The organism is Brucella sp. BE17, from assembly GCF_039545455.1.
GTDB lineage: Bacteria > Pseudomonadota > Alphaproteobacteria > Rhizobiales > Rhizobiaceae > Brucella.
Genome location: NZ_CP154467.1, coordinates 2,006,314 through 2,030,960 on the forward strand (window position 1 = coordinate 2,006,314; position 24,647 = coordinate 2,030,960).

The window sequence follows — 24,647 nt, forward strand, 5'->3', positions numbered from 1 at the left end:
GCATAGGCTTGCCGTAACAATGATAGAGTATCAACCGGGAAGGTTTTCCGAACCGTTGCCGCGATAATCCTGCCGGTTGATACCATGGCGCTGCATTTTGTCGTAAAATGTCTTGCGCGGAATGCCGAGCGCCTCGATGGTTGCCTGAACATTGCCTTTATGGGCGGCAAGGGTATCTCGGATCAGTGTCGCCTCATACCGTTCGATCCGTTTTGGCAGTGGGTCGTTAGCTTCGACCGGCATTGCGGTGCGCATATCCTGCGGAACACCGAGGGCTACGCGGTCCGCGAAATGCGCCAGTTCGCGGACATTTCCGGGCCAATCATGGTGCATAAGATAGGCATAAGTTCCAGTATCAATATTGGGAGCATCGCGGTTGAAGCGCTTTGCGGCGCGCGTGAGGAAATGCGCGAAGAGGAGGGGAATATCCTCACGGCGTTCCCGAAGCGGCGGGATGGAAAGTGTCACCACGTTCAGCCGGTAGTAAAGGTCTTCGCGAAAATCGCCGCGCTGGGCAGGATCCCCGAGATTGATCTTTGCAGCCGCCACTACGCGCAGATCGACGGGTCGCACTTCATTGGTTCCGAGCGGTGCAATCTCGCGCATTTCGAGAACACGAAGCAGTTTGACTTGCGTTGCGGCAGGCATGCTTTCGATTTCGTCGAGAAAAAGCGTGCCGCCGCTTGAATGTTCGATACGACCAAGGCGCTTTTTCTGAGCGCCGGTAAAGGCACCTGATTCATGGCCAAACAGTTCGCTTTCAATGACTGTTTCCGGCAATGCGCCGCAATTGAGTGCCACGAAATTACCCTTGCGACGGCGGCCCCAATCATGCAGCAACTGCGCCACCACTTCCTTGCCGCTGCCTGTTTCACCGGCGATCAGAACATCGACATCCATATCGGCAATATCGCGCACGGTCCGGCGCAGGTTTTCAATTGCTGGCGTCTGTCCGATCAGCGGCAGGCTGGTTCCGGCATTTTCTGCTGCTTCGCGCAAGTTTCGGTTCTCAAGTACCAGTTGCCGCTTTTCACCTGCACGACGGACGCTGTGCACCAGGCGGTCAGTGGCGAAAGGCTTTGCGATGAAATCATAGACCCCGTCCTGAATGGCCTGAACGGCCATGGGAATGTCACCGTGGCCGGTGATCAGGATGACCGGCAGGTCGGCATCGATGCCCTTGATGCGTTCGAAAAACTGCAGGCCATCCATTTGCGGCATGCGCACATCGGTAATGATTACGCCTTCATAGTCGGGTGAAACGGCATTGATCGCATCGGTTGCCCGAGCAAAATCACGAACATTGAAGCCTGCAAGCTCAAGTGTCTGCCGGGTTGCGCGGCGCAAGGCATTGTCGTCGTCAACCAGAATGATCGGAAGCAATTTTGTCGTCATGCTTTTTTGAGTTCCACATAAAAGACAGTACCGTCTGTGCTGCTATTCACTGCGATTGTGCCGCCGTAATCGGTGACGATCTCCTTTACGATCACGAGGCCAAGCCCAAGTCCCTTTTCCTTGGAGGTATTGAAGGGCGAAAACAAATTGTCGTGTATGGACTGCGGCATGCCAGGGCCATTATCGGAGATGGTAATAAGAACGCTCTCGCTTTTCTCTTCCACGCGCACGTCGATCCGCCCCTTGTCACCGTGCGGCTCGACCGCTTCCAGCGCATTCTGAAACAGATTGATCAGCACCTGTTCGAGCCGGATCGAATGTCCGATGACATGCAATTCTGGCGGTGGCAGTTTGATGTCGAGCTGATCCATGCGACCGGCAAACCGGCTGCGCAACAAGACGAGCGCGCCGGAAATAACCCGTTCCAGCACAGTCGGTCCGGCAGGTGTACGGCCCTTGCGAGCGAGCGCCTTGAGGTCGCCGGTAATGGTTCCGATACGGTCGGTCAGGGCTGCGATTTCATCGAGATTTTCCACCGCATCGTTGAAACGCTTGCGGGCAAGAAAAGTCTTTGCATTATCCGCATAGGCCCGAATGGTCGCCACCGGCTGGTTGATCTCATGTGCCACGCCTGCCGCCACCTGCCCCATGATGGCCAGCCGGTTGGCGTGAACAAGGTCTTGCTGCACGCCCTGCAACATGGTTTCTGTTCGCCGGTGATCGCTGATTTCGACTTGCAGGCGGTCATGAGCGAGGCTCAGATCGCGGGTACGCTCCTTGACGCGCTCTTCCAGTTGCATCTGCGTGTGCCGGGCGCGGGCAATGCGTGCCGCCAGTTTCTGACGCCGGCGTAAAAGCAGGCCGACAATCGTAGTCAGAGCCGCGAGAACGATGAAGGTATAGAGGCGCGCTTCGCGCACGGCTGCGGTTACTACTGGTCGCAGCGGTGCAAGGCTATACATCTGCCATGGGGTGGAGGGCACGGTGGAATGGATGGCCAGAAAATCGGTGCGCTGTGTGTTACCGGGCAGCAATGCATTTAACAGCAAGAGATTGCTGCCATTGCCGGATTTAACCGAGAGCGGCAGGGGAGAGAGCGATGTATCGCCAAATTGCAGGCTCTCCCGAATAGCCGCACTCTGCTGGCGTCCGATTGTGCCGATGGTCATGAAGCGCCATGACGGCAGGCTGGTGATGAGAACGATGTTGCGCTCATCTGTCACGAAAGTGGGGCGGCCAGCATTTTTCCAGTCGTTTTCCAGGCGATCAAATTCCAGCTTGACCACGATGACGCCCAGTGGCCCGTTCGGCCCATCGACGCGGCGCGAGATATAAAGGCCGGGACGATGACTGACGGTGCCCAGCGCAAAATATTCGGCGCTGCCGCTTTTCATCGCCTCCTGAAAATAAGGCCGGAATTCGTAATCATTGCCGACGAAGCTTAAAGGTTCGCGCCAGTTGCTTGCAGCAATGGCGACGCCGTCAAGACCGACCAGATAGATCACCGCAGCCTGCGTGCCTTCTGCCAGCACTTCCAGCTTTTCGTTCAAAGCTGCGGTGGCGGACTCATCTTCAAGAGCTGCCTCCAGCGCCTTGTCCTTGGAAAGTACCAGCGGCAACGCGCGCTGCTTTTCCAGCACCGCCAGCAACAGTGCGGTATTGAGATTGGCATCGATCGTGGTTCGTTCGCCCAGCGAAAGCACGGCCCTGTTGCGGGCGATATCGCCGACAGCCCAGAAGCCGACCACGAAAACCATCAGACATACGAGCGCGAACAAACCCCATAGTCGCAAGTTGGAGGCGGTCAGCCCGCTTTGGCTGTCGTCGAATGGGCTGATCTTATTCATCGTATAGATGTGCAATATATCGCACTTTTAATAAAGAAGAATGTGCGATATATCGCACGATTTTTAGGGTTTTCCAAGCCCAACTGAATTAAATCTATTTATTTTAATAACTTAAGTTGACCTTGCTAGTTTGGCATGAGGATTGCTCCTAGTGACTGCAGCAGCGGCGCAGACCGTTGGAATTCCCAGACTGAGAGGCTCGGGAGGCTGGATGAAGATCCGGGCTGGGCCCAACGGAGGATATCATGATTGCAGTACCGACAGGCGCCGCCGCAGAGCCGCGCCGTCCCATCCCGCTTTACAAGCATCTTTATGTGCAGGTTCTGGTGGCTATTGCCGCCGGTATTCTGCTTGGCCATTTTTATCCCGATCTCGGCACTCAGCTGAAGCCGTTGGGCGATGCGTTCATCAAGCTGGTGAAGATGATTATCGCCCCGGTTATCTTCCTCACGGTTGCGACTGGCATTGCCGGCATGACCGACATGAAAAAAGTCGGTCGAGTAGCCGGTAAGGCGATGCTCTACTTCCTCACCTTCTCAACCCTTGCTCTGGTCATAGGTCTCGTCGTTGCCAATGTTGTACAGCCGGGTGCCGGCATGCATATCGATCCGGCATCTCTGGACCCGAAGGCTGTTGCGGATTACGCCGCCAAGGCGCATGAGCAGTCGATTACCGGCTTCCTGACAAATATCATTCCGACCACCATTGTTGGTGCTTTCGCAAGTGGAGATATTCTTCAGGTCCTTTTCTTTTCGGTCCTGTTCGGTGTTGCGCTCGCCATGGTTGGCGACAAGGGCAAGCCGGTCACCGATTTCCTGCATGTCTTGATGGCCCCTGTCTTCAAGCTAGTGGCGATCCTCATGAAGGCCGCTCCCATCGGTGCGTTCGGTGCCATGGCCTTTACCATTGGCAAATATGGCATTGGTTCCATCGCCAATCTGGCGATGCTGATCGGAACATTCTATCTGACCTCGCTGCTCTTCGTTCTGGTCGTACTGGGTGCCGTCGCGCGCTATAATGGCTTCTCCATCCTTGCCTTGATCCGCTACATTAAGGAAGAACTGCTGCTGGTTCTGGGTACCTCTTCATCGGAGGCCGCCCTGCCGACGCTTATGGACAAAATGGAAAAAGCCGGCTGCAAGCGCTCGGTGGTGGGGCTCGTCATTCCAACGGGCTATTCCTTCAATCTTGACGGTACCAACATCTATATGACGCTGGCCGCCCTCTTCATCGCGCAGGCGACCGATATTCCGCTGTCGCTCGGCGACCAGATTTTGCTGCTTTTGGTGGCGATGCTAAGCTCCAAGGGGGCTGCTGGTATCACGGGCGCGGGCTTCATCACCCTGGCTGCGACCCTGTCGGTGGTTCCCGCCGTCCCGGTCGCCGGCATGGCGCTTATTCTCGGTATCGACCGCTTCATGTCTGAATGCCGTGCGCTGACCAATCTGGTCGGCAATGCGGTTGCAACCATCGTTGTTGCGCGCTGGGAAGGTGAGCTCGACACGACCAAGCTCACAGCCGCAATGCAGGGCACACCGGTTATCATCGATACGGTGCCCCAGCTTGAGCCTGCGGAATAAGGCCCAACCTTACAAGCTATGATCATGGAACGGCCCGCTTTGGTGGGCCGTTCTTTTTCGGCCTTAAGCGTGCCGTATTCTATCCTATTGAGGAAACACACTTTTTTTAATGGCGAATCGGTGAATCAAAACAGGCGGGATTTCCCGCCTGTTTTGATTGATAAGTCGTTTGAAATGATTACTATCGCACTGCGCCGACCAGAAGGTTTTCGGGTGCTTCGATGGAAACCCAGCGACCGCTATGGTTCGAAGCCTGGCGCTTCAGATAGCTATAATCCGTATCATCCCAGCGCATGACTTCATCGGTCAGATTGTCCAGAATGTAATCGCCGCGATCTGTGCGAACCGTCAGAACGGCATGGCCTTCGCCGTCGGGTTTGCGAACAACGGTAATCAGAAGATTGCTAATCGGAATACCGGCCTCGTTCAATTCACGCTGCTTGAGAAGGACATAGTCCTCGCAATCGCCAACGGTGGTCGGGTAAGCCCAGTATTCCTCAACGCCGTAGATTTCCATATCGGTCATTGGTTTGATGCGCTCGTTGATCGAATGATTGACGGCGATGATGTTTTGCCAATTGGCTGACGTCAATTGTAGCGGGCGCGTGTCGCGGCTGGTGACGTTGCATTCGGCAGCTTCGCGCTTGCAGAACTCATAATGGCCTATCGGCTGTGATGTCGTTTTGCCGGTCTGCATGAAATTGCTTGATGCTGCTTCGGCACTAAAGCCAGTCAGCAACACCGAAGCCGCCAAAGCGGCTGCTGCCATGATCTTTGTGGTTGAGCGAACAACGCAAAACATACTCAACGCCCTTGCCGAAGATTAACATTCGTTCATTTATTAACGAAACGTTAAAGACTGAAACAGGCGAGAGTCAATTCGGATTGCCACTTGGTGGTTCAACTTCTTAAGTAATGGTTAACGCGCGCGGAATGAATTAATGCACCAAATAGTTGATTCTGTTGGATGGTAACCAGCGCCAAACTCGCTCTGAACCACTCATAATTTTGCCATGGTCGGCGCGCTTTTCTTTTGTCCTGAACGGCTGGTTTCTGGCTTGTTCGGTCGGGCCTGAAATGCCGGCATTGGGCACGGTGTGAGGCCCTTTGACAAGGGGCCACGGGATGACAGGCGCAACCACGCGCAAGGCCACCGCAGATGACATTGATGCGCTCTTACGCATTGAGGAGTGTTGTTTCGAGACGGACCGCATTTCCCGCCGTTCGTTTCGCGTTCTGATCGCACGCCCGACTGCCGAAACAATAGTCGCCGAGGTGGGCGGTGCGGTTGTTGGTTATGCGATGATCCTGTTTCGCCAAGGGACCGGACTGGCGCGGTTTTATTCACTTGCTGTTCTGCCAGATAGCGGGCTGAAAGGCATCGGGTCACTTCTTCTGATGGCGGCGGAAACCGTAGCCTTCGAACATGATCGTATGTTGTTGCGGCTGGAAGTGCGCGAAGACAATGCGCGTGCCATCGCACTTTATACCCGCCATGGCTACCGACCTATCGGCCGCTATCTCGATTATTATGCCGATCATTCCAGCGCTCTTCGCTTTGAAAAGACGGTGCGCGGCGATTTTTCGCCGGTTCCGTCCTTTCCCTATTACGAGCAGACGACGGATTTTACCTGCGGTGCGGCCTGCCTGATGATGGTTCTGGCTCGTGACATGCCGCAGACACGCCTTGATCCTGTACTGGAAATTCGGCTCTGGCGCGATGCAACGACCATCTACATGATGTCGGGGCCGGGCGGTTGCGAGCCGTTCGGACTGGCTGTTGCCGGATATGAGCGCGGCCTTGCGGCATCAATCATCGTGTCGACACAGGACACGCTTTTTCTGCAATCGGTACGCTCAGTCGCAAAACGAAAGGTCATGCAACTGGCACAAACCGATTTTCGCCAGCGAGCGGAAGCCTATGGCATTCCGGTCGAATATCGCCACTTTACTTTATTCGATATTCTCTGCGCCCTGCGGCGGGGTGCGTCTGTAATCGTTCTTATCAGCGGTTACCATATGTTCGGCAAGAAAGTGCCGCACTGGGTGCTCGCGCATGGCGAGGACGGACGCCATATTTTCATTCATGATCCGTGGGTGGCGGACGAGCGTGGTGAGACCATCGCCGATGCGGCCAATTTGCCGGTACCCTTCCATATTTTTAATCGTATTGCACGCTTTGGTGCCGATGGGCTGCGAGCGACTATTATTTTTGAAAAAGGAAAAGATTGATGACCATATGCGCTATTCTTGTAGGGCGTCTTTCCGATATCGACAACGGTGCGACGCCGCACAAGGTCATGACCCATCGCGATTATCTTGCCCATCCAGCTTTGTTCAACGATCAGCTACGGCCACGCATCATCAATCTGTCGCGTTGTTATCGCTACCAAAGCCGCAGCTATTACGCTTCGCTGCTGGCCGAAGCACGCGGTCACCGCGTCATCCCCTCCGTTGAAACGATGATCGATCTCTCAGAACGAAAGCTTTACGAAAATGCCATTCCAGAACTCGAAGATGCCTTGAACAAAACATTTGCAAAGTATCCGCATAAACAGTGCGACACTGTCCATGTGCATTTCGGTTTTGCAGAAGACCCGGATTTCGAACGCTTCGGTCGGCTCCTGTTCGACTGGTTCCGGGCACCGTCGCTGGAAGTGACTGTGAAGCCCGGCGAATGGGTTTGTATCCAGAAGATCGGCTTTGCCAACATCGCCAAATTTCACGATGAGCGCAAAGTGCAGTTCGAAGAGGCGCTGGCGCGCTATACGAAACGCGAATGGCGCGCCGCAAGGCCAAAAGTTCCAGCGCGCTATTCTTTCGCCACGCTTTGCGATCCCAAAGAGGCCATGCCGCCTTCATCGGTGTCGACGCTTAAACACTGGGCAAAAATTGCCGGGCGTCTTGGCGTCGATGTGGAACCCATCGGTCGCAAGGAGCTGTCGCGCCTTGCCAATTACGATGCGCTGTTCATTCGCGAGACAACGTCGATTTCCAATCATACCTATCGTTTTGCACGGCGGGCGCAGCAGGAAAACATGCCGGTTATCGACGACCCGATCTCGATGATCCGCTGCACCAACAAGGTCTATCTGCATGAACGCATGCAGGCCAATGACGTGGCCGTGCCGGAAACGCTTATGATTGCAGGCGAAGAGGATCTGGAACGGGTCGCCGATGTTCTCGGTTTTCCGCTGGTTATCAAGATACCGGATTCGTCTTTTTCGCGTGGCGTCAAGAAGGCGAAGAATCTTACCGAACTCAAGCAGCTGGCCGGGCTTTGGCTTCAGGATAGCGACCTGTTGCTGGCACAAAAATATATGCCGACCGCTTTTGACTGGCGTGTCGGCGTTCTCGACGGAAAACCGCTTTTTGCCTGCCAGTATATGATGGCAAAGAACCACTGGCAGATCATCCAGCACGATACGGGCGGCGAGCCACAGGAAGGCGGTTTTCGCTCCTTTGCGCTCGGTGATGTACCGATGAAGGTTCTGGAAACTAGCCTGCGGGCTGCCCGATGCATTGGTGACGGATTATATGGTGTCGATCTGAAGGAGGGGGAGGATGGGGTTGTAGTGATCGAGGTGAATGACAATCCTAATCTCGAACATGGCGTGGAAGATGCCGCCGAAAAAGACGAGGTCTGGATCAATCTCACGCGCTGGTTCACAGATAGGCTCGACCGGCGTTAGAAGCGCATCCCGAAAAGTGTGAAACGGTTTTCGGATAAGATGCGCGTTAAATAAGAGAGATGGAGCGCAGATCTTATTCAATCAGATCAAATCGCACGCTAAAGATGCCCGCCAGAATGCAGGCGCTCGGGCATCTACATGCGTGTATAGCAGATTTTGGTATGCCCGGCACTGATGAAGCCGAGGCGGCTCGCAGCCCCTTTGGAGAGGTCGAGCACGCGTCCCTTGATGAAGGGGCCACGATCATTGATCCGCACAACGAGTGATTTACCGTTTCTCTGATTGGTGACCCGTATTTTGCTGCCAAGCGGCAATGTACGGTGCGCTGCGGTCAGACCAGCGGGGTTCATGCGTTCACCGGAAGCCGTTTTCGAGGTGAGAGCGTACCAGGAGGCACCGCCGCATTGGCCTGCCGAGGCTTCGATTGCAGTTACGGCGAGAAGGCCGCTGGTCGCAAGAGCGAGCGTAGCCATACGGGTCTTGAAGTTCATGTCAGTTCCACTAACTGTTAACTTTGGTTCCTTCAGAGTTACGCTGAAGGGCATTAGCCCAATGGTGACTAAATGCGGCCTTGGCGTGATTATAATGAGAATATTCCAAGACATTGAAAAATCTAAATAATAAGGAAAAATATCCTATACTGAGCTATTATTACTTATCTTTCTAAACATACATCAGGAATATTATCGATGGATTCCATTTTTTCCTTAAAAGAAAAGAGATAATTCCGTAATATTATTTATCGTTGTTTTTTCGTGATGGATGCTTAGTGAAAGCGAGAGGTTTCATTTTTAAGCTCTGAGGAGCGGCTGTCCACCATTACAATCTTTATTTGTATTGTAAGTTGAACGCGTCTCGCTCAAAGTTGAGGAAATGCGGCCATTGTGGGGCCAAGAATGCAATTCATGGCTGTAAACTGTTAGAAATTTACCTCGGCCTTTTTCTCAATGACATTTCTTTGACCGCTCTTATATACCGCTTTCACGGAATTACCTGCTATAAGCGTGGGACAATCTGGCGGAAAACCATGCACGACCCCCACACCAAAGACGAGATCGACACGAACGCTCCCCGCACCTCGGCGGTCATGCGGGTGCTTTATATGGCGCTGGGTATCATCATGGTCATGCTGGGGATCATCGGGGCGGTGCTTCCGGTGATGCCGACGACGATTTTTCTCATTCTTGCCGCTTGGTTTTTTGCGCGCTCATCACCGAAACTTGAAGCACGTCTGCTGGCCGATCCCCGGTTCGGGCCACTAATTATCAAATGGCGAGAGCGCGGTGCCATTCCCCCGCGGGCTAAACTCTATGCCTCCATCGGCATGAGCGTGGGTTATCTTCTGTTCTGGTGGAGCGCCCGTCCCGGACCGCTGCTTGCTTCAGTTGTCACCATTTTCATGCTTGGATCGGCAGTCTATGTTCTCTCACGCCCGAGTGCGTAAGGCTGATCTCAATTTTTAAGCGCTCAATCATTCGCAAGCGTTCAGGCTCTGCTTATCAAGCTAGAAGATTGATTCCCATGTAAGTTCTTCAGTCTGGGTCGCGGGATGCGAAATCCCACTTAATTGCTGGCAGGCATGATTGATACAATCCTGTAACATGGCTGTCATATGACTGTTATAAAGAGCGCGTAGACGGCTACTGACGCTCATCGTCATATGTCCTTTCGAACAGGAGCTGATGCTCATGAACAAGATGATTTCCTCGACTGCAGCGCTTGCAATTGCCGCTGTATTGTCGGTATCCGCAGCGCAGGCGCGTGATCAGATTCAGGTGTCCGGTTCCTCGACCGTTCTGCCCTATGCAAAGATCGTTGCTGAAACCTTTGGTGAAACCTACCCTGATTTCAAGACGCCGGTTATTGAATCGGGCGGTTCGGGCGCAGGCATCAAGGAATTCTGCAAGGGTGTCGGCGAAAACACCATCGACATTGCCAATGCATCGCGCGCCATGAAGTCTTCGGAACTCAAATCCTGCATCGACGCTGGCGTCAAGGATGTTCAGGAAGTGCGCTTCGGCTATGACGGCATCGTCTTTGCAACCGATGCAAAAGGTCCAGACTTCAAGTTTGCTCCGGTTGACATTTACAAGGCGCTTGCCGCCAAGCTCGTCGTCGATGGCAAGCTGGTCAACAACCCGAACACCAAGTGGAGCCAGGTAAACGACAAGCTTCCTGACTGGGACATCGCTGCCTATATCCCTGGTGAAAAGCATGGAACGCGTGAAGTTTTTGAAGAAAAGCTTCTTGCTGACGGCTGCAAGGAATCTGGTGCTCTTGATGAAATCAAGAAGTCCGGCCTTGACGACAAGGCTTCGGCTGCTGCCTGTATCGCTGTGCGTAAGGATGGCAAGGCTGTCGACATCGATGGCGATTACAGCGAAACGCTGGCCCGCATCGACTCCAACAAACAGGGCGTTGGCGTTTTCGGTCTCTACTTCTTTGAAAACAATGCCGACAAGCTGAAGGTCGCAACCGTCAATGACGTGACCCCGTCGGCTGAAACGGTCGCTGCGGGCGAGTATCCGGTTTCGCGTCCGCTGTTCTTCTATGTCAAGAAGGCACATCTGGGCGTCATTCCCGGCCTGAAGGAATATGTGGAATTCTTCCTGAACGAACAGATGGTTGGCCCTGATGGTCCGCTTGCTGAATACGGACTGGTTCCGTCTCCCGATGCAGAGCGTGAAGAACAGCGCAAAGCCTTTAACGATGGCAACACGCTGGCTGCCAAGTAAGTTGCAAGTTGTGGAGGTGGGGATGTCGTTGCGGCATCCCCGCTTTCTTCTTCCGCGCATATCATTTAGATGAGCGCATCCGCGTGGAATTGGCCAATTTCTTTTATTGCATGACTTTATTGCACGACAAGGCCAATCTGCATTTTCAGGGGCAACCGGGGAAATTGAATGTCCTTCTTTCTGGTTCTCGTCAGTATCATTGCCATTGGGCTGGTTGGCTTTTTTATCGGCCGTCAGCGCGCCACCGCGATTGACAAGACGCAGCCTGTACCTAGCGCAGGCTTAAGTTTAGAAAAAATGCATTCCCGTCCGCATTATCACGGCTGGTGGGTTTTTCTCGTTTCGGCTTTGCCCGCACTTGTTTTTCTGGTGCTGTGGACTATCGGTTCGTCCGTCTATCTCAATCATGCGGCTACCGCACGCATGCCCGATGCGATCGAAGAGGGGGCCTATTCGGCGCGCAGTCTGCAACTCAGCATGATCGGCAGCTTAGCCGACGGCATGAAAAGACTGACACCTGCCGAGCTTGAGGCCTTACCTCAATCCTATGATGATGTGCGCAAGGTGCTCGGGTCCAAAGGCGTGGCCCTGCCAAGCGAGGGCCAGGATTATATGGTCCCCATCGCCATCTTCCTTGAAAAGGCTGGCAAGACAGTCGGAATGATCGGCAGCGTCGTTGCGCTCGTTCTGGCCGTGGCGGGGCTGATTTTCGGCCTTTCGGGTATCAGGCGCCGTACGCGTGCGCGTAATAATGTTGAGCGCATCGTGTTATGGGGATTGATTGCAGCCTCCGGCATCGCCATTCTGACGACAATCGGCATTGTCTTTTCGGTTCTGTTTCAGTCAATAAGCTTCTTCCAGTCCATTTCTCCCATGAATTTCTTTTTCGGCACGGTGTGGGATCCACGCTTTGCTGCCGCCGGTTCTGGTGGCGCGGTCGGCCAGTTTGGTCTTATCCCGCTATTGGCCGGTACACTTTATATCGCTTTTGTCGCGATGCTTTTCGCGGTGCCGGTTGGGCTGTTCTCGGCAATCTACATGTCCGAATACGCCTCGCCGCGTGTTCGAACGGTGATCAAGCCTGTACTGGAGCTTCTGGCGGGTATTCCGACTATTGTTTACGGCTTCTTCGCACTCATTACGGTCGGACCATTCCTGCGCGACCTTTCGGCGGCAATCGCTGGAGGTCAGGGTTTCATCATGGCACAGAGCGTGCTGACCGCAGGCCTCGTCATGGGCGTGATGCTCATCCCGTTCGTATCGTCCCTGTCGGATGATATTATCACCGCCGTGCCGCGCTCATTGCGTGATGGCTCTCTCGGTCTTGGCGCGACGCGTTCGGAGACCATCAAGCGTGTCGTCTTGCCGGCGGCCCTCCCGGGTATTGTCGGTGCCCTTTTGATGACGGCTTCGCGCGCTATCGGTGAAACCATGATCGTGGTGCTCGCCGCCGGTGTTGCAGCTCGCCTGACGGTCAATCCGTTCGAGGCGATGACAACGATCACCGTCAAGATCGTCAGTCAGCTCACGGGTGATCTTGAATTCGATTCGCCGCAAACGCTGGTCGCCTTTGCGCTGGGTATCACGCTTTTCGTCCTTACGCTGATCATGAACATCTTTGCGCTCTATATCGTTCGCAAGTACCGGGAGCAGTACGAATAATGACCGACGCAACTATCAACGGTGCCGCTGCATCCGCAAAGCCCCCGCGCCGCGATATCGGTATCAAGCGCCGTTACGCTGCCGAACGCCGCTTCCGTATCTATGGCGTCATTGCCATTGCAATCGGTGTGTTCTTCCTGTTTGCCCTGCTGTTTTCGGTGTTTTCCAAGGGCTATACGGCATTTGGGCAGACCACGCTCTATCTGCCTGTCAAACTCGATGCGCAGGTGATCGATCCGTCCAACAAGCGCGAGACGGACAATAGCGTACTGATTGCCGCAAATTATCCGCTTCTCGTGCGTAATGCATTGGCGGAAAAGCTTGGCGTGTCGCCGACCAATCGCCCCGTCATGCGTGAACTTGGAAAGTTCGCATCTGATGGCGTGCGCGTTCAACTGCGTCAGATGGTGATGAAGGATCCTTCGATCATCGGAACCACGCAGACCATTCCGGTTCTGGTTGGTGCAGATATCGATTCCGCCTTCAAAGGACAGATCGATCTGACCGTGCCCGAAGCAAACCGCAAAGTTTCCGACCAGCAGGTTGGATGGATGAATACGCTTTCGGAAGAAGGCATCATGCGGCAGGCTTTTAACACGGGCCTCTTCACCTTCGGCGCTTCCAGCCGACCAGAAACCTCTGGTTTGGGTGTCGCGCTGGTGGGGTCGGCTTATATGATGCTGATCGTGCTGGTTCTGGCGCTACCGATTGGTGTGGCAGCATCGATCTATCTCGAAGAATTTGCCAAGAAGAACCGCTTTACCGATCTGATCGAGGTCAATATCAATAATCTGGCTGCCGTGCCTTCGATCGTGTTCGGCCTGTTGGGTCTGGCTGTGTTCATCAATTTCTTTGGCCTGCCACGCTCGGCTTCGATCGTCGGCGGTCTGGTTCTGACATTGATGACGCTGCCAACCATCATTATCGCAACGCGCTCAGCTCTTCGCGCCGTACCGCCTTCCATTCGCGCAGCAGCCCTAGGGCTTGGTGCATCGCGAACCCAGATGGTCTTCCATCACGTGTTGCCGTTGGCAGCACCCGGCATTCTGACGGGTACGATCATTGGTCTGGCGCAGGCGCTTGGTGAAACCGCCCCGCTTCTGCTGATTGGCATGGTCGCGTTCGTCGCCAATATGCCGACTACACCGATGGATCCGGCGACCGCTTTGCCTGTGCAAATATTCATGTGGGCCAGCGAACCGGAGCGGGCCTTTGTAGAACGGACATCAGGCGCTATCATCGTCCTGCTTCTGTTCCTGGCCGTAATGAACATTGCAGCAATTATTCTGCGCCGCCGCTTTGAGCGCCGCTGGTAAACGGGAGAGCAAGTAATGAATCTGATGACAGAACGATCTCTCGAGAAAGCCGTAGGAGAAAAGATGAACGCCAACGCAAATTCCGTAAAGATGCGCGGCGACAAGGTTTGTGTATTCTATGGTGAGAAGCAGGCCCTGTTCGAAGTTGATCTGGAGGTGCCGGAAAAGATGGTCACGGCGCTGATTGGTCCTTCTGGTTGCGGCAAGTCTACCTTCCTGCGCTCGCTCAATCGCATGAACGACACCATCGAGGGCTGCCGCATCACTGGCAAGATCACGCTCGATGACGAGGATATCTACGATCCAAAAATCGACGTGGTAGAACTGCGCGCCCGTGTCGGCATGGTGTTCCAGAAGCCGAACCCGTTTCCAAAGACCATTTATGAAAATGTGGCCTATGGACCGCGTATCCATGGTCTGGCGCGCAACAAGGCCGATATGGAAGAAATCGTCGTGACCAGCCTTCAGAAGGCCAGCCTTTTCGAGGAAGTGAAAGACCGTCTGCACGATGCAGGCACTGGCCTGTCAGGCGGCCAGCAGCAGCGCCTGTGTATTGCTCGCGCCATTGCAGTCAGCCCAGAAGTAATCCTCATGGATGAGCCATGCTCGGCACTTGATCCTATCGCCACCGCCAAGGTGGAAGAGCTTATCGACGAATTGCGCCAGAACTACACCATCGTTATCGTGACCCACTCCATGCAGCAGGCGGCACGTGTGTCGCAGCGCACGGCCATGTTCCACCTGGGCAATCTCGTCGAAGTGGGCGATACCGAGACGATGTTTACGGCACCGACCGAAAAGCGCACCCAGGATTACATCACCGGACGCTTTGGCTGACGGGTTCTCACGATTTCCATAACGAGGTTTATTATGGCTCAGCATACCGTTAGTGCCTATGACGATGAACTGAAATTCCTTGCGCAAAAGATCGCCGAAATGGGCGGTCATGCCGAACGCATGGTCGAGCAATCCGTGGCAGCCATTGTCAATGCCGACAATGCGCTGGCCCAGCGCGTGATTTCCGACGATCTCATTCTAGATGCAAGCGAGCGCGAGATTGACGATAAGGCTGTCATGATTATCGCCAAGCGCCAGCCAATGGCTGTGGATTTGCGTGAGATCATTGGTTCGATCCGCATTTCAGCCGATCTGGAGCGCGTCGGTGATCTGGGTAAGAATATTGCCAAGCGCGTTGCTGCTGTTTCCGAATCGAGGCAGCCGATCAAGCTTTATCGCGGTCTTGAAACGCTGGCAGAGCTGGCCCTGACGCAGTTGAAGGATGTGCTTGACGCCTATGCGACGCGCTCCGTGCAGCAGATCAATGTGGTGCGTGATCGCGATGACGAAATTGATGCGATGTACACCTCGCTGTTCCGCGAGTTGCTGACCTATATGATGGAAGATCCGCGCAATATTTCGGCCTGCACGCATCTTTTGTTCTGCGCCAAGAATATCGAGCGTATCGGCGATCATGCCACCAATATTGCCGAGACGGTCTATTATATCGTGACTGGCCTGCAGATGCCCACGGAACGCCCCAAGGACGATCTTAGCCACGGCATCGTCGTGGATACGCCAAGCTGAGGCAGACCGACCATTGTCGCTTTGGCGGGGAGCATGAAGGAATAGCGCGACGGCACAGGATCGATACTGGGGGATTTGATCTGCCGTTCGCGGATTTGAACAGGAAATACCGCATGTCACAGGTACCCAAAATCGCTGTGGTTGAAGACGAAGAAGCGTTGAGCGTTCTGCTGCGCTATAATCTGGAAGCCGAAGGCTATCACGTCGATACAATGTTGCGGGGGGATGAGGCGGAAATCGCGTTGCGTGAAAATGTGCCCGACCTTCTCATTCTAGACTGGATGTTGCCGGGCGTTTCTGGCATCGAGCTTTGCCGCCGTCTGCGCCAATGGCCGGAAACGGAACGTCTGCCGGTCATCATGCTGACCGCGCGTGGCGAGGAAAGCGAGCGCGTGCGGGGATTGAGCGTTGGTGCGGACGACTATGTGGTCAAGCCCTTTTCCACGCCGGAACTTCTGGCCCGCGTCAAGGCCATGCTGCGCCGCGCCAATCCGAGCCTGCTTTCGCATGTGCTCAAAGTGGGCGAGCTGGTGCTCGACCGCCAGCAGCACCGCGTTTACCGCAAGGAAAAGGAAATTCGTCTCGGACCGACAGAATTTCGCCTTCTGGAATATTTCATGATGTCGCCGGGCCGCGTCTTTTCGCGCAGCCAGTTGCTCGATGGCGTCTGGGGTCCGGACATCTATGTCGATGACCGTACCGTGGATGTGCATGTCGGACGCCTGCGCAAGGCGATCAATGTCAGCCGCGGTCTTGATCCCATTCGCACCGTGCGCGGAGCTGGCTACTCGTTCGGTTGAATTCTTTCCGCACTGAATTCAAGGTCCGCTTTCCAGCTGGAAGGCGGGCCTTGTTTGATATCTGCGCCAAGCAACACCAGTGATTCGCCTCGTCATAAAGATGAAAACCGGCTGTTTTCACGTAATATTACATTCACCACATCAAAGTTCATGGAACCGTTACGTAGTCAGAAATATGTGCCGGTTGATGTTCTTCGGCGATCATTTTCAAGAAGAAAACCTTGGTGGAAGAAGTTTTTCAGATTAAGGTAATGTTGTGACGCGTATTGCAAGCCGTTGAATTACAACGAATACCATCCATCTCGTCAAGGTCATGTATATTTAAGAAAATATTAATGATTTTGAACTATTTGCGCGGCGATTGAAAAATACGAAATGGTTTACTCCAAGTCAGCAAGGCGTCAAAGAAGCGATTGCAGAATTTGCTCTTTCGTCATTTTTTAGCCTAAAAGTTACAAAACTTTGGATATGACAAGTGAAGTAACGGGCGCGAGAAACTGATCTTCGTCCATTTTCAAAATTGCACCCCAGCCGTGCGCTTATGCTTTTTGACCGGCTGATTATGAAGGGTTCAGATATGCGAGTGAACCCGAGCTATGGAGTGTGCCATTGACGCGCGTGGGTAAATGGAAGCTGCCTGTTCTGGCGGGATTGATTGTAGCACCTTTTTTGGTGACGGGTTGCACGACGACCGGTTCCTCGGCAAAGAGCGATAAGACGGCGTCGACAAGTCACGTCAAGTCAGTCAATGGCGTCAAGACTTACACCTACACGGCGCGAGACCGCAATTGCCTTGAGCGGGCAATGTTCTTCGAATCAAATCGTTCAAGCCCGGACGGCCTCGTCGCTGTGGGTACGGTTGTCATGAACCGTCTCGCCTCTGGCCGGTATCCCGGCACGGTATGCGGCGTCGTCGGTCAGAAGAACCAGTTCGCGCCCGGTGTTCTCAGTCGCAAAATGAATTCAAAGGCATTGCCGGATGTGCAAGCCGCAGCCGATGCGGTGCTGAAGGGCAAACGGCATCCCAAACTGAAGAACGCCATGTTCTTCCACACCGCGGGCCTCAAGTTCCCATACCAGAACATGCATTATGTTCTGGTTGCCGGAGGTAACTCCTTCTACGAAAAGCGTAAACGCGATGGATCGCTTCTGCATCCGGTTCCGCAGGATCCCTACAGACTTGCTTTCGCGGGGGCATCATCGAAATCGGCTCCCGATGCTGCGCCAAGCGTGCAGGTTGCGCTGGCAAGAGCTGTCACCGGCGAAACAAATGCGGAAAATGGCGGTTTCGGCCCACAGGCTCAGGAGAATCGGGTTGCGCCAGCTGTAGCACAAGCAAACGTTGATACGACATCGCAGCAGCTTGCATCCTATCAGCCGCGCGTCGAAGCCTCGACGCTCGACAGCCAGTCGCAGGCACTTGGCTATGCTCGTGTGGAACAGAAGCAGATTGATTCCGTCGGTGCATTGCTTCTGGCACAGGATCGTCCCGAAACACCGCTTTGATCGGCGCTTTAATTGGTCCGCGCCTTATTTTTTTACGGCGCGGACGGCTACGGGACGATAGGCCGGCTGGTAGAAAATGACCGGACGGTCATAGAAATCAGCGCGGTTTTCAAAAGCGCGACGGTCTGCGCGGCGATCAAGGTCAAGACGCATCAGGCAATTGGCAAAGAAATCCGTCCTTGCTCTGAAACCGTAGCTGCGACAGGTATTCTCGTCTGCGGCACGACGCTCTTGCGGCGTCATCGTGGTACAGCCGACAAGTAGCCCCGCAAATCCCAACAAAACAACAAGCTTCCTATTCAACCTTTTGCCCTCATATTGTGACCGCGAAAAACATTATAGCGCTATAAGGGCGAAAAGCGTGGTAAATTATACCGGTTGTGAAGTGCGATTTTAAAGGACTGTTTCCTTATTCCAGATCTTGCTGGGCGCTCATAATTGCTTGCTGACGATATAGATCCAGACGCATCATACATTTGGCGAAAGCGTCCGTGTGTGGCTGAAAGCCGTAGTTCACACATGTGTTTTGATCGATTGCGCGTTGTTGCGCTGGTGTCATGGCGATGCAACCGGCAAGAATGCTCGTCATTCCTGATAAAATAAAAAACTGTTTCTTCATTAGGGCTGGTCTTCCTTGGGCTGACCGTTTGAAAATATCCGGCAGTAGGAAGGAAAGAGTGGTGGAATTATGCCGCTGAGCTGTTGTCCGCGTATTTGGTTGCCGCTTGGGAAAATTAATCTCATTGATGTTAAATTTGCGCAGATTTATACAATATGCGGCAACGTACCAGCATGAAAAAGGTTGAACTCCATGGCCAATGATACAACGCAGCATTCCGTTATCGACCCGGTTAAACTCGAACGTCTGGCGGAGGTTGCAATTCGTGTCGGGCTGCAACTGCGTGAGGGGCAGGATCTGGTCGTCACAGCACCTGTGGTGGCACTGCCTCTGGTGAGGCTGGTCGCCAAGCACGCCTATAAGGCCGGTGCCGGGCTGGTAACGCCATTTTTTGCCGATGATGACATTGCGCTGGCGCGGTATGAGAATGCGCCCGATGCAAGTTTCGACCGCGCCTCGGACTGGCTCTATGAGGGCATGGCAAAAGCCTACGCAAATGGTGCTGCACGTCTGGCTATTGCTGCCGATAATCCAATGCTTTTGTCGTCACAGGACTCATCCAAAGTTTCGCGCGCCAATCGCGCCAATTCCAAGGCCTATCAACCGGCACTCGAAAAAATTGCCGGTTTCGATATCAACTGGAACATCGTCTCCTATCCCAATCCGGACTGGGCAAAGCTGATGTTTCCTGAGGATACGCAGGATGTTGCCACCCGCAAGCTGGCCGAGGCGATCTTTGCGGCCTCGCGCGTCGATGTCGAAGATCCGGTCGGCGCATGGGCCGCGCATAATGCAGCACTGCGCACGCGCACGCGTTTTCTCAATGCAAAGCGCTTCAGTGCACTACATTTCAAGGGGCCAGGCACTGATCTGATCGTCGGGCTTGCCGATGGGCATGAATGGCACGGCGGTGCATCAACGGCCAAGAACGGCATTACCTGTAATCCCAACATTCCGACCGAAGAGGTATTTACCACGCCGCATGCGCTTCGCGTTGATGGTTATGTTTCAAGCACCAAGCCGCTGTCGCATCAGGGAACGCTGATCGACAATATCGCCGTGCGCTTTGAAGGCGGGCGCATCATTGAAGCAAAGGCAAGCCGCGGCGAGGAAGTGCTTGCAAAAGTGCTGGACACGGATGAAGGCGCAAGAAGGCTCGGTGAAGTAGCACTTGTGCCGCATTCCTCGCCGATTTCGCAGAGCGGGCTTTTGTTCTACAACACGCTGTTTGATGAAAATGCGGCAAGCCATATCGCGCTCGGCCAGTGCTATTCCAAATGTTTTGTCGATGGCGCGAAATTGTCACCGGATGAGATCGCGGCACAAGGCGGCAATGCGAGCCTGATCCATATCGACTGGATGATCGGCTCAGACCAGATCGATGTGGACGGAGTGCGTGCCGATGGCAGCCGTGAGCCGGTGATGCGATGCGGCGAATGGGCCGAGTGAAAAAAAGCAAAGGCCGGAGAAGTTCTCCGGCCTTTGCTTTTGGGGAAAGATATAATCAGTTCTTTTCCTGCACATGCGCTTCCAGGAACCAGAGCGCTTTGTCGAGCGAGCGCGAGGCGGCGGTAAAAATATCAGCCGAGTTATCATCGCCCGCTTCGTCGGCATCCTTGATCGATTTGCGCAAAAGATTGGCGACATCGCCATAGCGCTCGATCAATGCGCCAAGATGGTCATGCACGGCATAAATATCGGTCGGATAAGGTTTTAGCTTTGTTTCGCTGGCGACAACCTGTGTCGTGCCAAGGGCCGTACCGCCAAGCTGCACGGCGCGTTCGGCAATCGTATCGACATGATTGTCGAGATCGGCGCGGAAAGTGTCGAGCATTTCGTGCACGGCAATGAATTGCGGACCCTTGAGGTTCCAGTGTGCCTGCTTGGTAATGAGCGCCAGATCGATGGTTGCGGCCAGATTTTCATTCAAAAGTGCAATCACCGTCGTCTTGGCATTGGAGGGAAGATCGTTGCGGGTTGCATGCATCGACTTCTTGGACATTTTATCCTCATATCCTTTTTTGATGCCGGCTTTATCTGGTCCGGCTAGCGACGATTGGGAGTTCGTCATGAGCAGCGCAATGGATCATGCATAAGGTGCTTGCCGGGCCATTAAAAAGCCGCAGCCAAGCTGGCACACTCCTGCACCTGTGCGGGAAACGCTCTTGAGCGGATATGGTTCCCTCCATTGCGCTGAATTTTCCCGACCTTTCTGTGCTTTAGCTTGTCGGCAGACCAAATCTGATTTACGCAACCGCTATGAAAATACTTGCACTCGATACCGCAGCCTCCTGGTGTGCCGCCGCTGTTCTGGATAAAGAGCACGATAGCGTGCTTGGCGCAGTCAGCGAAAATATCGGCAAAGGCCATGCCGAAGTGCTGATGGATCATATCGGGCGCGCGTTGGCGCAGGCAGCCCTCTCGATCCGTGATATTGATCGCGTGGCGGTCAATGTCGGCCCGGGTTCGTTTACTGGCGTGCGCATCGGTGTTTCTGCGGCGCGTGGCTTTGCGCTTGCGCTTGATTGCCCGGCCATTGGCATCACCGCCTTTGAGGCGCTGGCCTTTGAAACGCAGGACAAGACCGCCGGAAAACCTGTGACGGTGTTTCTCGACGCACACCGCGGCGAGATTTATGCGCAAGGCTTTGATGCCGGACTGCATCCATTGTCGCAACCGCTCATCTTTTCGCGTGGAGAGGCTGAAGCCTATGCGCGCGCGCTGTCCGGCGATACCGTTTTGGCCGGTTCTGCTGCCGCATCCATCAATGAGGCCTGTGGCGGCGGATTTGCATTGGCGTCCCTTGAGCCGACGGCCCGGATCGATACTTATGCCCGGCTTGGCGCAAAGCGTGCGTCGGGTGACGCGCCAAAGCCGCTTTATATGCGTGGACCCGATGCCAAGCCGCAGGTGGGGTTTGCATTGCCGCGCAAGCCAGCCGGAGTATAGACGATGATGGGCTTGTTGTTTGGGCGCTTTGCGCACAGAGCGGTTTCCGTGGAGCCGCTCGCTGTCAAGGACAGCCAGGCAATCCAGCGCCTTCATGCGGTCGCCTTTCATCATGGCTGGAGTTCGGATGATTTCCGCTCGCTGATTGTGCAGGATACGGTTTTCGGCTTCGTGGCGCGCCCGCACGGCAAGCCCGATGCGGTTTGTGGGTTCGTACTTGCGCGCCTTGTGGCGGGTGAGGCGGAAATCCTGACCATCGCCGTTGCGCGTGAGATGCAGCGACACGGTGTCGGCCGCGCATTGATGGATGCAGTATTACGTCATCTCTATCAGGAGCGTACTGAGACGCTGTTTCTGGAAGTGGATGCCGCCAATGTGGCGGCACAGGCGCTTTATAGGCGCCTGGGATTTCACAAGGTGGGAGATCGTCCGGCCTACTATGAAACTGCCGATGGGCGCTCATCAGCACTCATTCTGCGCCGTGATCTGGTACGCAATGCAGAGACGCCGCAATGATTGGCGCAATCCGCATTTTTATCGTGGTTGCGGCCATGGTGGCGCTCTGTCTCACGTTGATCCCGGTTCAATATGTGTTTCTGAAACTCAAAAATGGCTGGAAGCGCAGCCTGCCGAAGCTCTTTCATCGCATAGCGGCGCGGCTGTTCGGGTTTCGCATTCGCACGGTGGGGGAAATACATCGCGGGCGTCCGCTGCTGCTGGTTGCCAACCACACATCATGGAGCGATATCATCGTGATGTCGGCAGTGGGGCAGGTGTCGTTTATTGCCAAGTCGGATGTGCGGAGCTGGCCGGTTTTCGGCCATTTTGCGATTTTGCAGCGCACCGTTTTCGTCGAGCGCGAGCGGCGCGGCAAGACCGGCGAACAGACCTCCGAGATCGCAAAGCGCCTGATTGCGGGCGATGCGATGGTGCTTTTCCCGGAAGGCACGACTTCGGATGGCAATCGTGTGCTGCCGTTCAAGACGGCACTTTTTGGTGCAGCCCACGCGGCGATCCGCGAAGCAGGCGTTGCGGAAGTGATAGTGCAGCCGGTGGCGATTGCCTACACACATGTGCATGGCATGGCGATGGGGCGCTATCATCGCCCGATTGCTTCATGGCCGGGCGATGTCGAGCTGATGCCGCATTTGAAGGGTATCTTGCGCGAAGGTGCCATTGACGTCGAGGTGCGTTTTGGCGAGCCGGTGGTGGTGACAGCGGCAACCGATCGCAAGGCGTTGGCACGCACTATGGAAGCCAAGGTGCGGGCATTGCTGCAAACTGCCCTTCTTGGACGAGAAATTTCGGAAGAATAGAAGCGACAAGTTTGTCACCTTTCAAAGCGACGATAAAAGCTGTAGATAGCCGCGCATGAGCGAAAATAGAACCGATATCCAGAAAGCACCGGCAGGCAACAACACGCGCAAGGTTTTTGTCAAAACCTATGGCTGCCAGATGAATGTCTATGACAGCCAGCGCATGGCCGATAGCCTTGCCGCGGACGGCTATGTCGCGACCGATACGCCGGATGATGCCGATCTGGTGCTGCTCAATACCTGCCATATCCGCGAAAAGGCATCGGAAAAGCTCTATTCGGCGCTGGGCCGCCTGCGCAAGATGAAGGACAAACGTCAGGCTGATGGGCGAGAGCTGACCATCGGTGTGGCCGGTTGTGTCGCACAGGCCGAAGGACAGGAAATCCTGCGCCGTGCGCCCAATGTCGATCTGGTCATCGGCCCGCAGACCTATCACCGCCTGCCCAATGCCCTGGCGCGGGTTCGCTCCGGCGAAAAAGTGGTCGAAACAGACTATGCGCTCGAAGATAAGTTCGAGCATCTGCCTGCGCCCAAACGCGAAGAGGTCCGCAAGCGCGGCGTCTCCGCATTTTTGACGGTGCAGGAAGGCTGCGATAAATTCTGCACTTTCTGCGTCGTGCCCTATACGCGCGGATCGGAAGTCTCGCGCAGTGTGAAGCAGATCGTGGCGGAAGCCGAACGCCTCGCCGATAGCGGCGTGCGCGAATTGACCCTGTTGGGCCAGAACGTCAATGCCTGGCACGGCGCGGGCGATGATGGCCGCGAATGGGGCCTGGGTGAATTGTTGTTTCGTCTCGCCCGCATTCCCGGTGTGGCGCGGCTGCGTTATACGACCAGCCATCCGCGCGACATGGACGACAGCCTGATTGCCGCGCACCGCGATTTGCGGCAATTGATGCCCTATCTGCACCTGCCTGTGCAGTCAGGCTCCGACCGCATTCTCAAGGCCATGAACCGCCGCCACAAGGCTGATGAATATGTGCGGCTCATTGAGCGTATTCGTGGTGTCCGTCCCGATATGGCGCTGTCGGGCGATTTCATCGTCGGCTTTCCCGGTGAAACGGATCAGGATTTCGAGGATACGATGCAGCTTGTGCGCGAGGTTCATTACGCTCAGGCCTATTCGTTCAAGTATTCGCCGCGTCCGGGAACGCCCGGTGCCGATCTTGCTAATCACGTTGAAGAATCGGTCAAGGACGAACGGCTGCAACGGTTGCAAGCGCTTCTGGCCGAGCAGCAATATGCGTTCCAGAATTCGATGATCGGACGCGAGATGGATGTGCTCATTGAAAAGCCGGGCCGCGAGGCGGGGCAGATGATGGGTCGTTCGCCCTGGCTTCTGCCCGCAGTTGTAGAAAACTGCAGCAATGTGGTCGGTGATATTATTCCTGTGAAAATTTACGCTACCGGCACCAATAGTCTTATTGCGCAAAAACTGCCCTGAATGCATGATGGTTAACAGGCAGATGTTTCGGCGCGTGAGTCTCTTGCCGAGAATGCTGTCGCAATTTTGTTTGCAATGCGTGAACCTTTTAAGGAGATACGGTTGAGCGCTACGGAAAAGCTGAAGTCTGCCCAGAAGTCTGCCCAAAAATCTGCAAAGCCAACCAGTCATACGCAAAATAAACCGGCGCAAAAAACTCCGG

The 24,647-nt window shown here is 54.7% G+C and carries 23 protein-coding genes; 16 read left to right on the forward strand and 7 right to left on the reverse strand.

Translation table 11 applies throughout. The annotated features are described in order from the left end of the window. Nucleotides 1-30 precede the first annotated feature (30 nt). Together AAIB41_RS09770 and AAIB41_RS09775 are read right to left on the reverse strand one after the other, a co-directional pair. Nucleotides 31-1,395: a sigma-54 dependent transcriptional regulator gene (locus AAIB41_RS09770; RefSeq protein ID WP_343313134.1), complete on the reverse strand. Its 1,365-nt coding sequence runs from the start codon at nt 1,393-1,395 to the stop codon at nt 31-33. Beyond that, complete coding sequence (locus tag AAIB41_RS09775) at nt 1,392-3,242, reverse strand: ATP-binding protein (RefSeq protein WP_343313135.1); 1,851 nt, start codon at nt 3,240-3,242, stop codon at nt 1,392-1,394. Before AAIB41_RS09775 ends, AAIB41_RS09770 begins: the two co-directional genes overlap by 4 nt. Before the next feature lie 245 nt (nt 3,243-3,487). On the opposite strand from AAIB41_RS09775, the gene AAIB41_RS09780 reads away from it, so the two are divergent. After that, entirely contained in the window at nt 3,488-4,822 is a 1,335-nt protein-coding gene (locus tag AAIB41_RS09780) for a dicarboxylate/amino acid:cation symporter (protein ID WP_343313136.1), read from the forward strand. A gap of 181 nt (nt 4,823-5,003) precedes the next feature. On the opposite strand, the gene AAIB41_RS09785 is transcribed toward AAIB41_RS09780, so the two are convergent. Next, nucleotides 5,004-5,624 carry a transglutaminase-like cysteine peptidase gene (locus AAIB41_RS09785; RefSeq protein WP_343313137.1) on the reverse strand — a complete coding sequence of 207 codons (621 nt, stop codon included), beginning with the start codon at nt 5,622-5,624 and terminating at the stop codon, nt 5,004-5,006. A 323-nt stretch (nt 5,625-5,947) separates the two neighbouring features. Here AAIB41_RS09785 and AAIB41_RS09790 point away from each other — a divergent pair, with 323 nt between their 5' ends. Further along, complete coding sequence (locus AAIB41_RS09790) at nt 5,948-7,054, forward strand: peptidase C39 family protein (RefSeq protein ID WP_343313138.1); 1,107 nt, start codon at nt 5,948-5,950, stop codon at nt 7,052-7,054. Continuing rightward, nucleotides 7,054-8,514, forward strand: coding sequence for a RimK family protein (locus tag AAIB41_RS09795; protein WP_343313139.1), 1,461 nt, complete (start codon nt 7,054-7,056; stop codon nt 8,512-8,514). The genes AAIB41_RS09790 and AAIB41_RS09795 overlap by 1 nt, the downstream gene beginning before the upstream one ends. Nucleotides 8,515-8,648: 134 nt before the next feature. Here AAIB41_RS09795 and AAIB41_RS09800 read toward each other — a convergent pair whose 3' ends face one another. Further along, on the reverse strand, nt 8,649-9,005 hold the full coding sequence (locus AAIB41_RS09800; protein WP_343313140.1) for a septal ring lytic transglycosylase RlpA family protein: 357 nt from the start codon (nt 9,003-9,005) through the stop codon (nt 8,649-8,651). Nucleotides 9,006-9,601: 596 nt separating this feature from the next. On the opposite strand from AAIB41_RS09800, the gene AAIB41_RS09805 reads away from it, so the two are divergent. From AAIB41_RS09805 to AAIB41_RS09840, 8 genes are all read left to right on the forward strand, one after another. Continuing rightward, nucleotides 9,602-9,958 carry a YbaN family protein gene (locus AAIB41_RS09805; RefSeq protein ID WP_343314730.1) on the forward strand — a complete coding sequence of 119 codons (357 nt, stop codon included), beginning with the start codon at nt 9,602-9,604 and terminating at the stop codon, nt 9,956-9,958. A gap of 244 nt (nt 9,959-10,202) precedes the next feature. After that, entirely contained in the window at nt 10,203-11,249 is a 1,047-nt protein-coding gene (locus AAIB41_RS09810; protein ID WP_343313141.1) for a substrate-binding domain-containing protein, read from the forward strand. 168 nt (nt 11,250-11,417) lie between these two features. Next, complete coding sequence (pstC, locus tag AAIB41_RS09815; RefSeq protein ID WP_343313142.1) at nt 11,418-12,911, forward strand: phosphate ABC transporter permease subunit PstC; 1,494 nt, start codon at nt 11,418-11,420, stop codon at nt 12,909-12,911. Further along, on the forward strand, nt 12,911-14,227 hold the full coding sequence (gene pstA / locus AAIB41_RS09820; RefSeq protein WP_343313143.1) for a phosphate ABC transporter permease PstA: 1,317 nt from the start codon (nt 12,911-12,913) through the stop codon (nt 14,225-14,227). The genes pstC and pstA overlap by 1 nt, the downstream gene beginning before the upstream one ends. A gap of 63 nt (nt 14,228-14,290) precedes the next feature. After that, nucleotides 14,291-15,064 carry a phosphate ABC transporter ATP-binding protein PstB gene (pstB, locus tag AAIB41_RS09825; RefSeq protein WP_343313144.1) on the forward strand — a complete coding sequence of 258 codons (774 nt, stop codon included), beginning with the start codon at nt 14,291-14,293 and terminating at the stop codon, nt 15,062-15,064. Nucleotides 15,065-15,094: 30 nt separating this feature from the next. After that, complete coding sequence (gene phoU / locus AAIB41_RS09830; protein ID WP_343314731.1) at nt 15,095-15,811, forward strand: phosphate signaling complex protein PhoU; 717 nt, start codon at nt 15,095-15,097, stop codon at nt 15,809-15,811. A gap of 113 nt (nt 15,812-15,924) precedes the next feature. Beyond that, nucleotides 15,925-16,611: a phosphate regulon transcriptional regulator PhoB gene (gene phoB / locus AAIB41_RS09835; protein ID WP_343313145.1), complete on the forward strand. Its 687-nt coding sequence runs from the start codon at nt 15,925-15,927 to the stop codon at nt 16,609-16,611. A gap of 609 nt (nt 16,612-17,220) precedes the next feature. After that, the gene (locus AAIB41_RS09840) at nt 17,221-18,117 is read left to right on the forward strand and encodes a cell wall hydrolase (RefSeq protein ID WP_343313146.1); all 897 of its coding nucleotides are present in this window, start codon (nt 17,221-17,223) and stop codon (nt 18,115-18,117) included. A gap of 24 nt (nt 18,118-18,141) precedes the next feature. On the opposite strand, the gene AAIB41_RS09845 is transcribed toward AAIB41_RS09840, so the two are convergent. Together AAIB41_RS09845 and AAIB41_RS09850 are read right to left on the reverse strand one after the other, a co-directional pair. Beyond that, nucleotides 18,142-18,360 carry a hypothetical protein gene (locus AAIB41_RS09845; RefSeq protein WP_343314732.1) on the reverse strand — a complete coding sequence of 73 codons (219 nt, stop codon included), beginning with the start codon at nt 18,358-18,360 and terminating at the stop codon, nt 18,142-18,144. A 166-nt stretch (nt 18,361-18,526) separates the two neighbouring features. Beyond that, the gene (locus AAIB41_RS09850; RefSeq protein ID WP_343313147.1) at nt 18,527-18,736 is read right to left on the reverse strand and encodes a hypothetical protein; all 210 of its coding nucleotides are present in this window, start codon (nt 18,734-18,736) and stop codon (nt 18,527-18,529) included. Between the two features lie 192 nt (nt 18,737-18,928). On the opposite strand from AAIB41_RS09850, the gene AAIB41_RS09855 reads away from it, so the two are divergent. Next, nucleotides 18,929-20,185: an aminopeptidase gene (locus AAIB41_RS09855; RefSeq protein ID WP_343313148.1), complete on the forward strand. Its 1,257-nt coding sequence runs from the start codon at nt 18,929-18,931 to the stop codon at nt 20,183-20,185. Between the two features lie 55 nt (nt 20,186-20,240). Here the strand turns inward: AAIB41_RS09855 and dps are convergent, their stop codons facing one another. Then, nucleotides 20,241-20,738 carry a DNA starvation/stationary phase protection protein Dps gene (gene dps, locus AAIB41_RS09860; protein ID WP_343313149.1) on the reverse strand — a complete coding sequence of 166 codons (498 nt, stop codon included), beginning with the start codon at nt 20,736-20,738 and terminating at the stop codon, nt 20,241-20,243. 257 nt (nt 20,739-20,995) lie between these two features. Here dps and tsaB point away from each other — a divergent pair, with 257 nt between their 5' ends. Genes tsaB through miaB form a run of 4 tightly spaced genes read left to right on the forward strand, consistent with a single transcriptional unit; the run spans nt 20,996 to nt 24,445 of the window. Next, nucleotides 20,996-21,685 carry a tRNA (adenosine(37)-N6)-threonylcarbamoyltransferase complex dimerization subunit type 1 TsaB gene (gene tsaB / locus AAIB41_RS09865; RefSeq protein WP_343313150.1) on the forward strand — a complete coding sequence of 230 codons (690 nt, stop codon included), beginning with the start codon at nt 20,996-20,998 and terminating at the stop codon, nt 21,683-21,685. Nucleotides 21,686-21,688: 3 nt separating this feature from the next. Then, the gene (gene rimI / locus AAIB41_RS09870) at nt 21,689-22,201 is read left to right on the forward strand and encodes a ribosomal protein S18-alanine N-acetyltransferase (protein WP_343313151.1); all 513 of its coding nucleotides are present in this window, start codon (nt 21,689-21,691) and stop codon (nt 22,199-22,201) included. Then, nucleotides 22,198-23,001 (forward strand): lysophospholipid acyltransferase family protein, encoded by an 804-nt coding sequence (locus AAIB41_RS09875; RefSeq protein ID WP_343313152.1) that lies wholly within the window; start codon nt 22,198-22,200, stop codon nt 22,999-23,001. The genes rimI and AAIB41_RS09875 overlap by 4 nt, the downstream gene beginning before the upstream one ends. Nucleotides 23,002-23,056: 55 nt before the next feature. Next, nucleotides 23,057-24,445: a tRNA (N6-isopentenyl adenosine(37)-C2)-methylthiotransferase MiaB gene (gene miaB / locus AAIB41_RS09880; RefSeq protein ID WP_343313153.1), complete on the forward strand. Its 1,389-nt coding sequence runs from the start codon at nt 23,057-23,059 to the stop codon at nt 24,443-24,445. Nucleotides 24,446-24,647 lie beyond the last annotated feature (202 nt).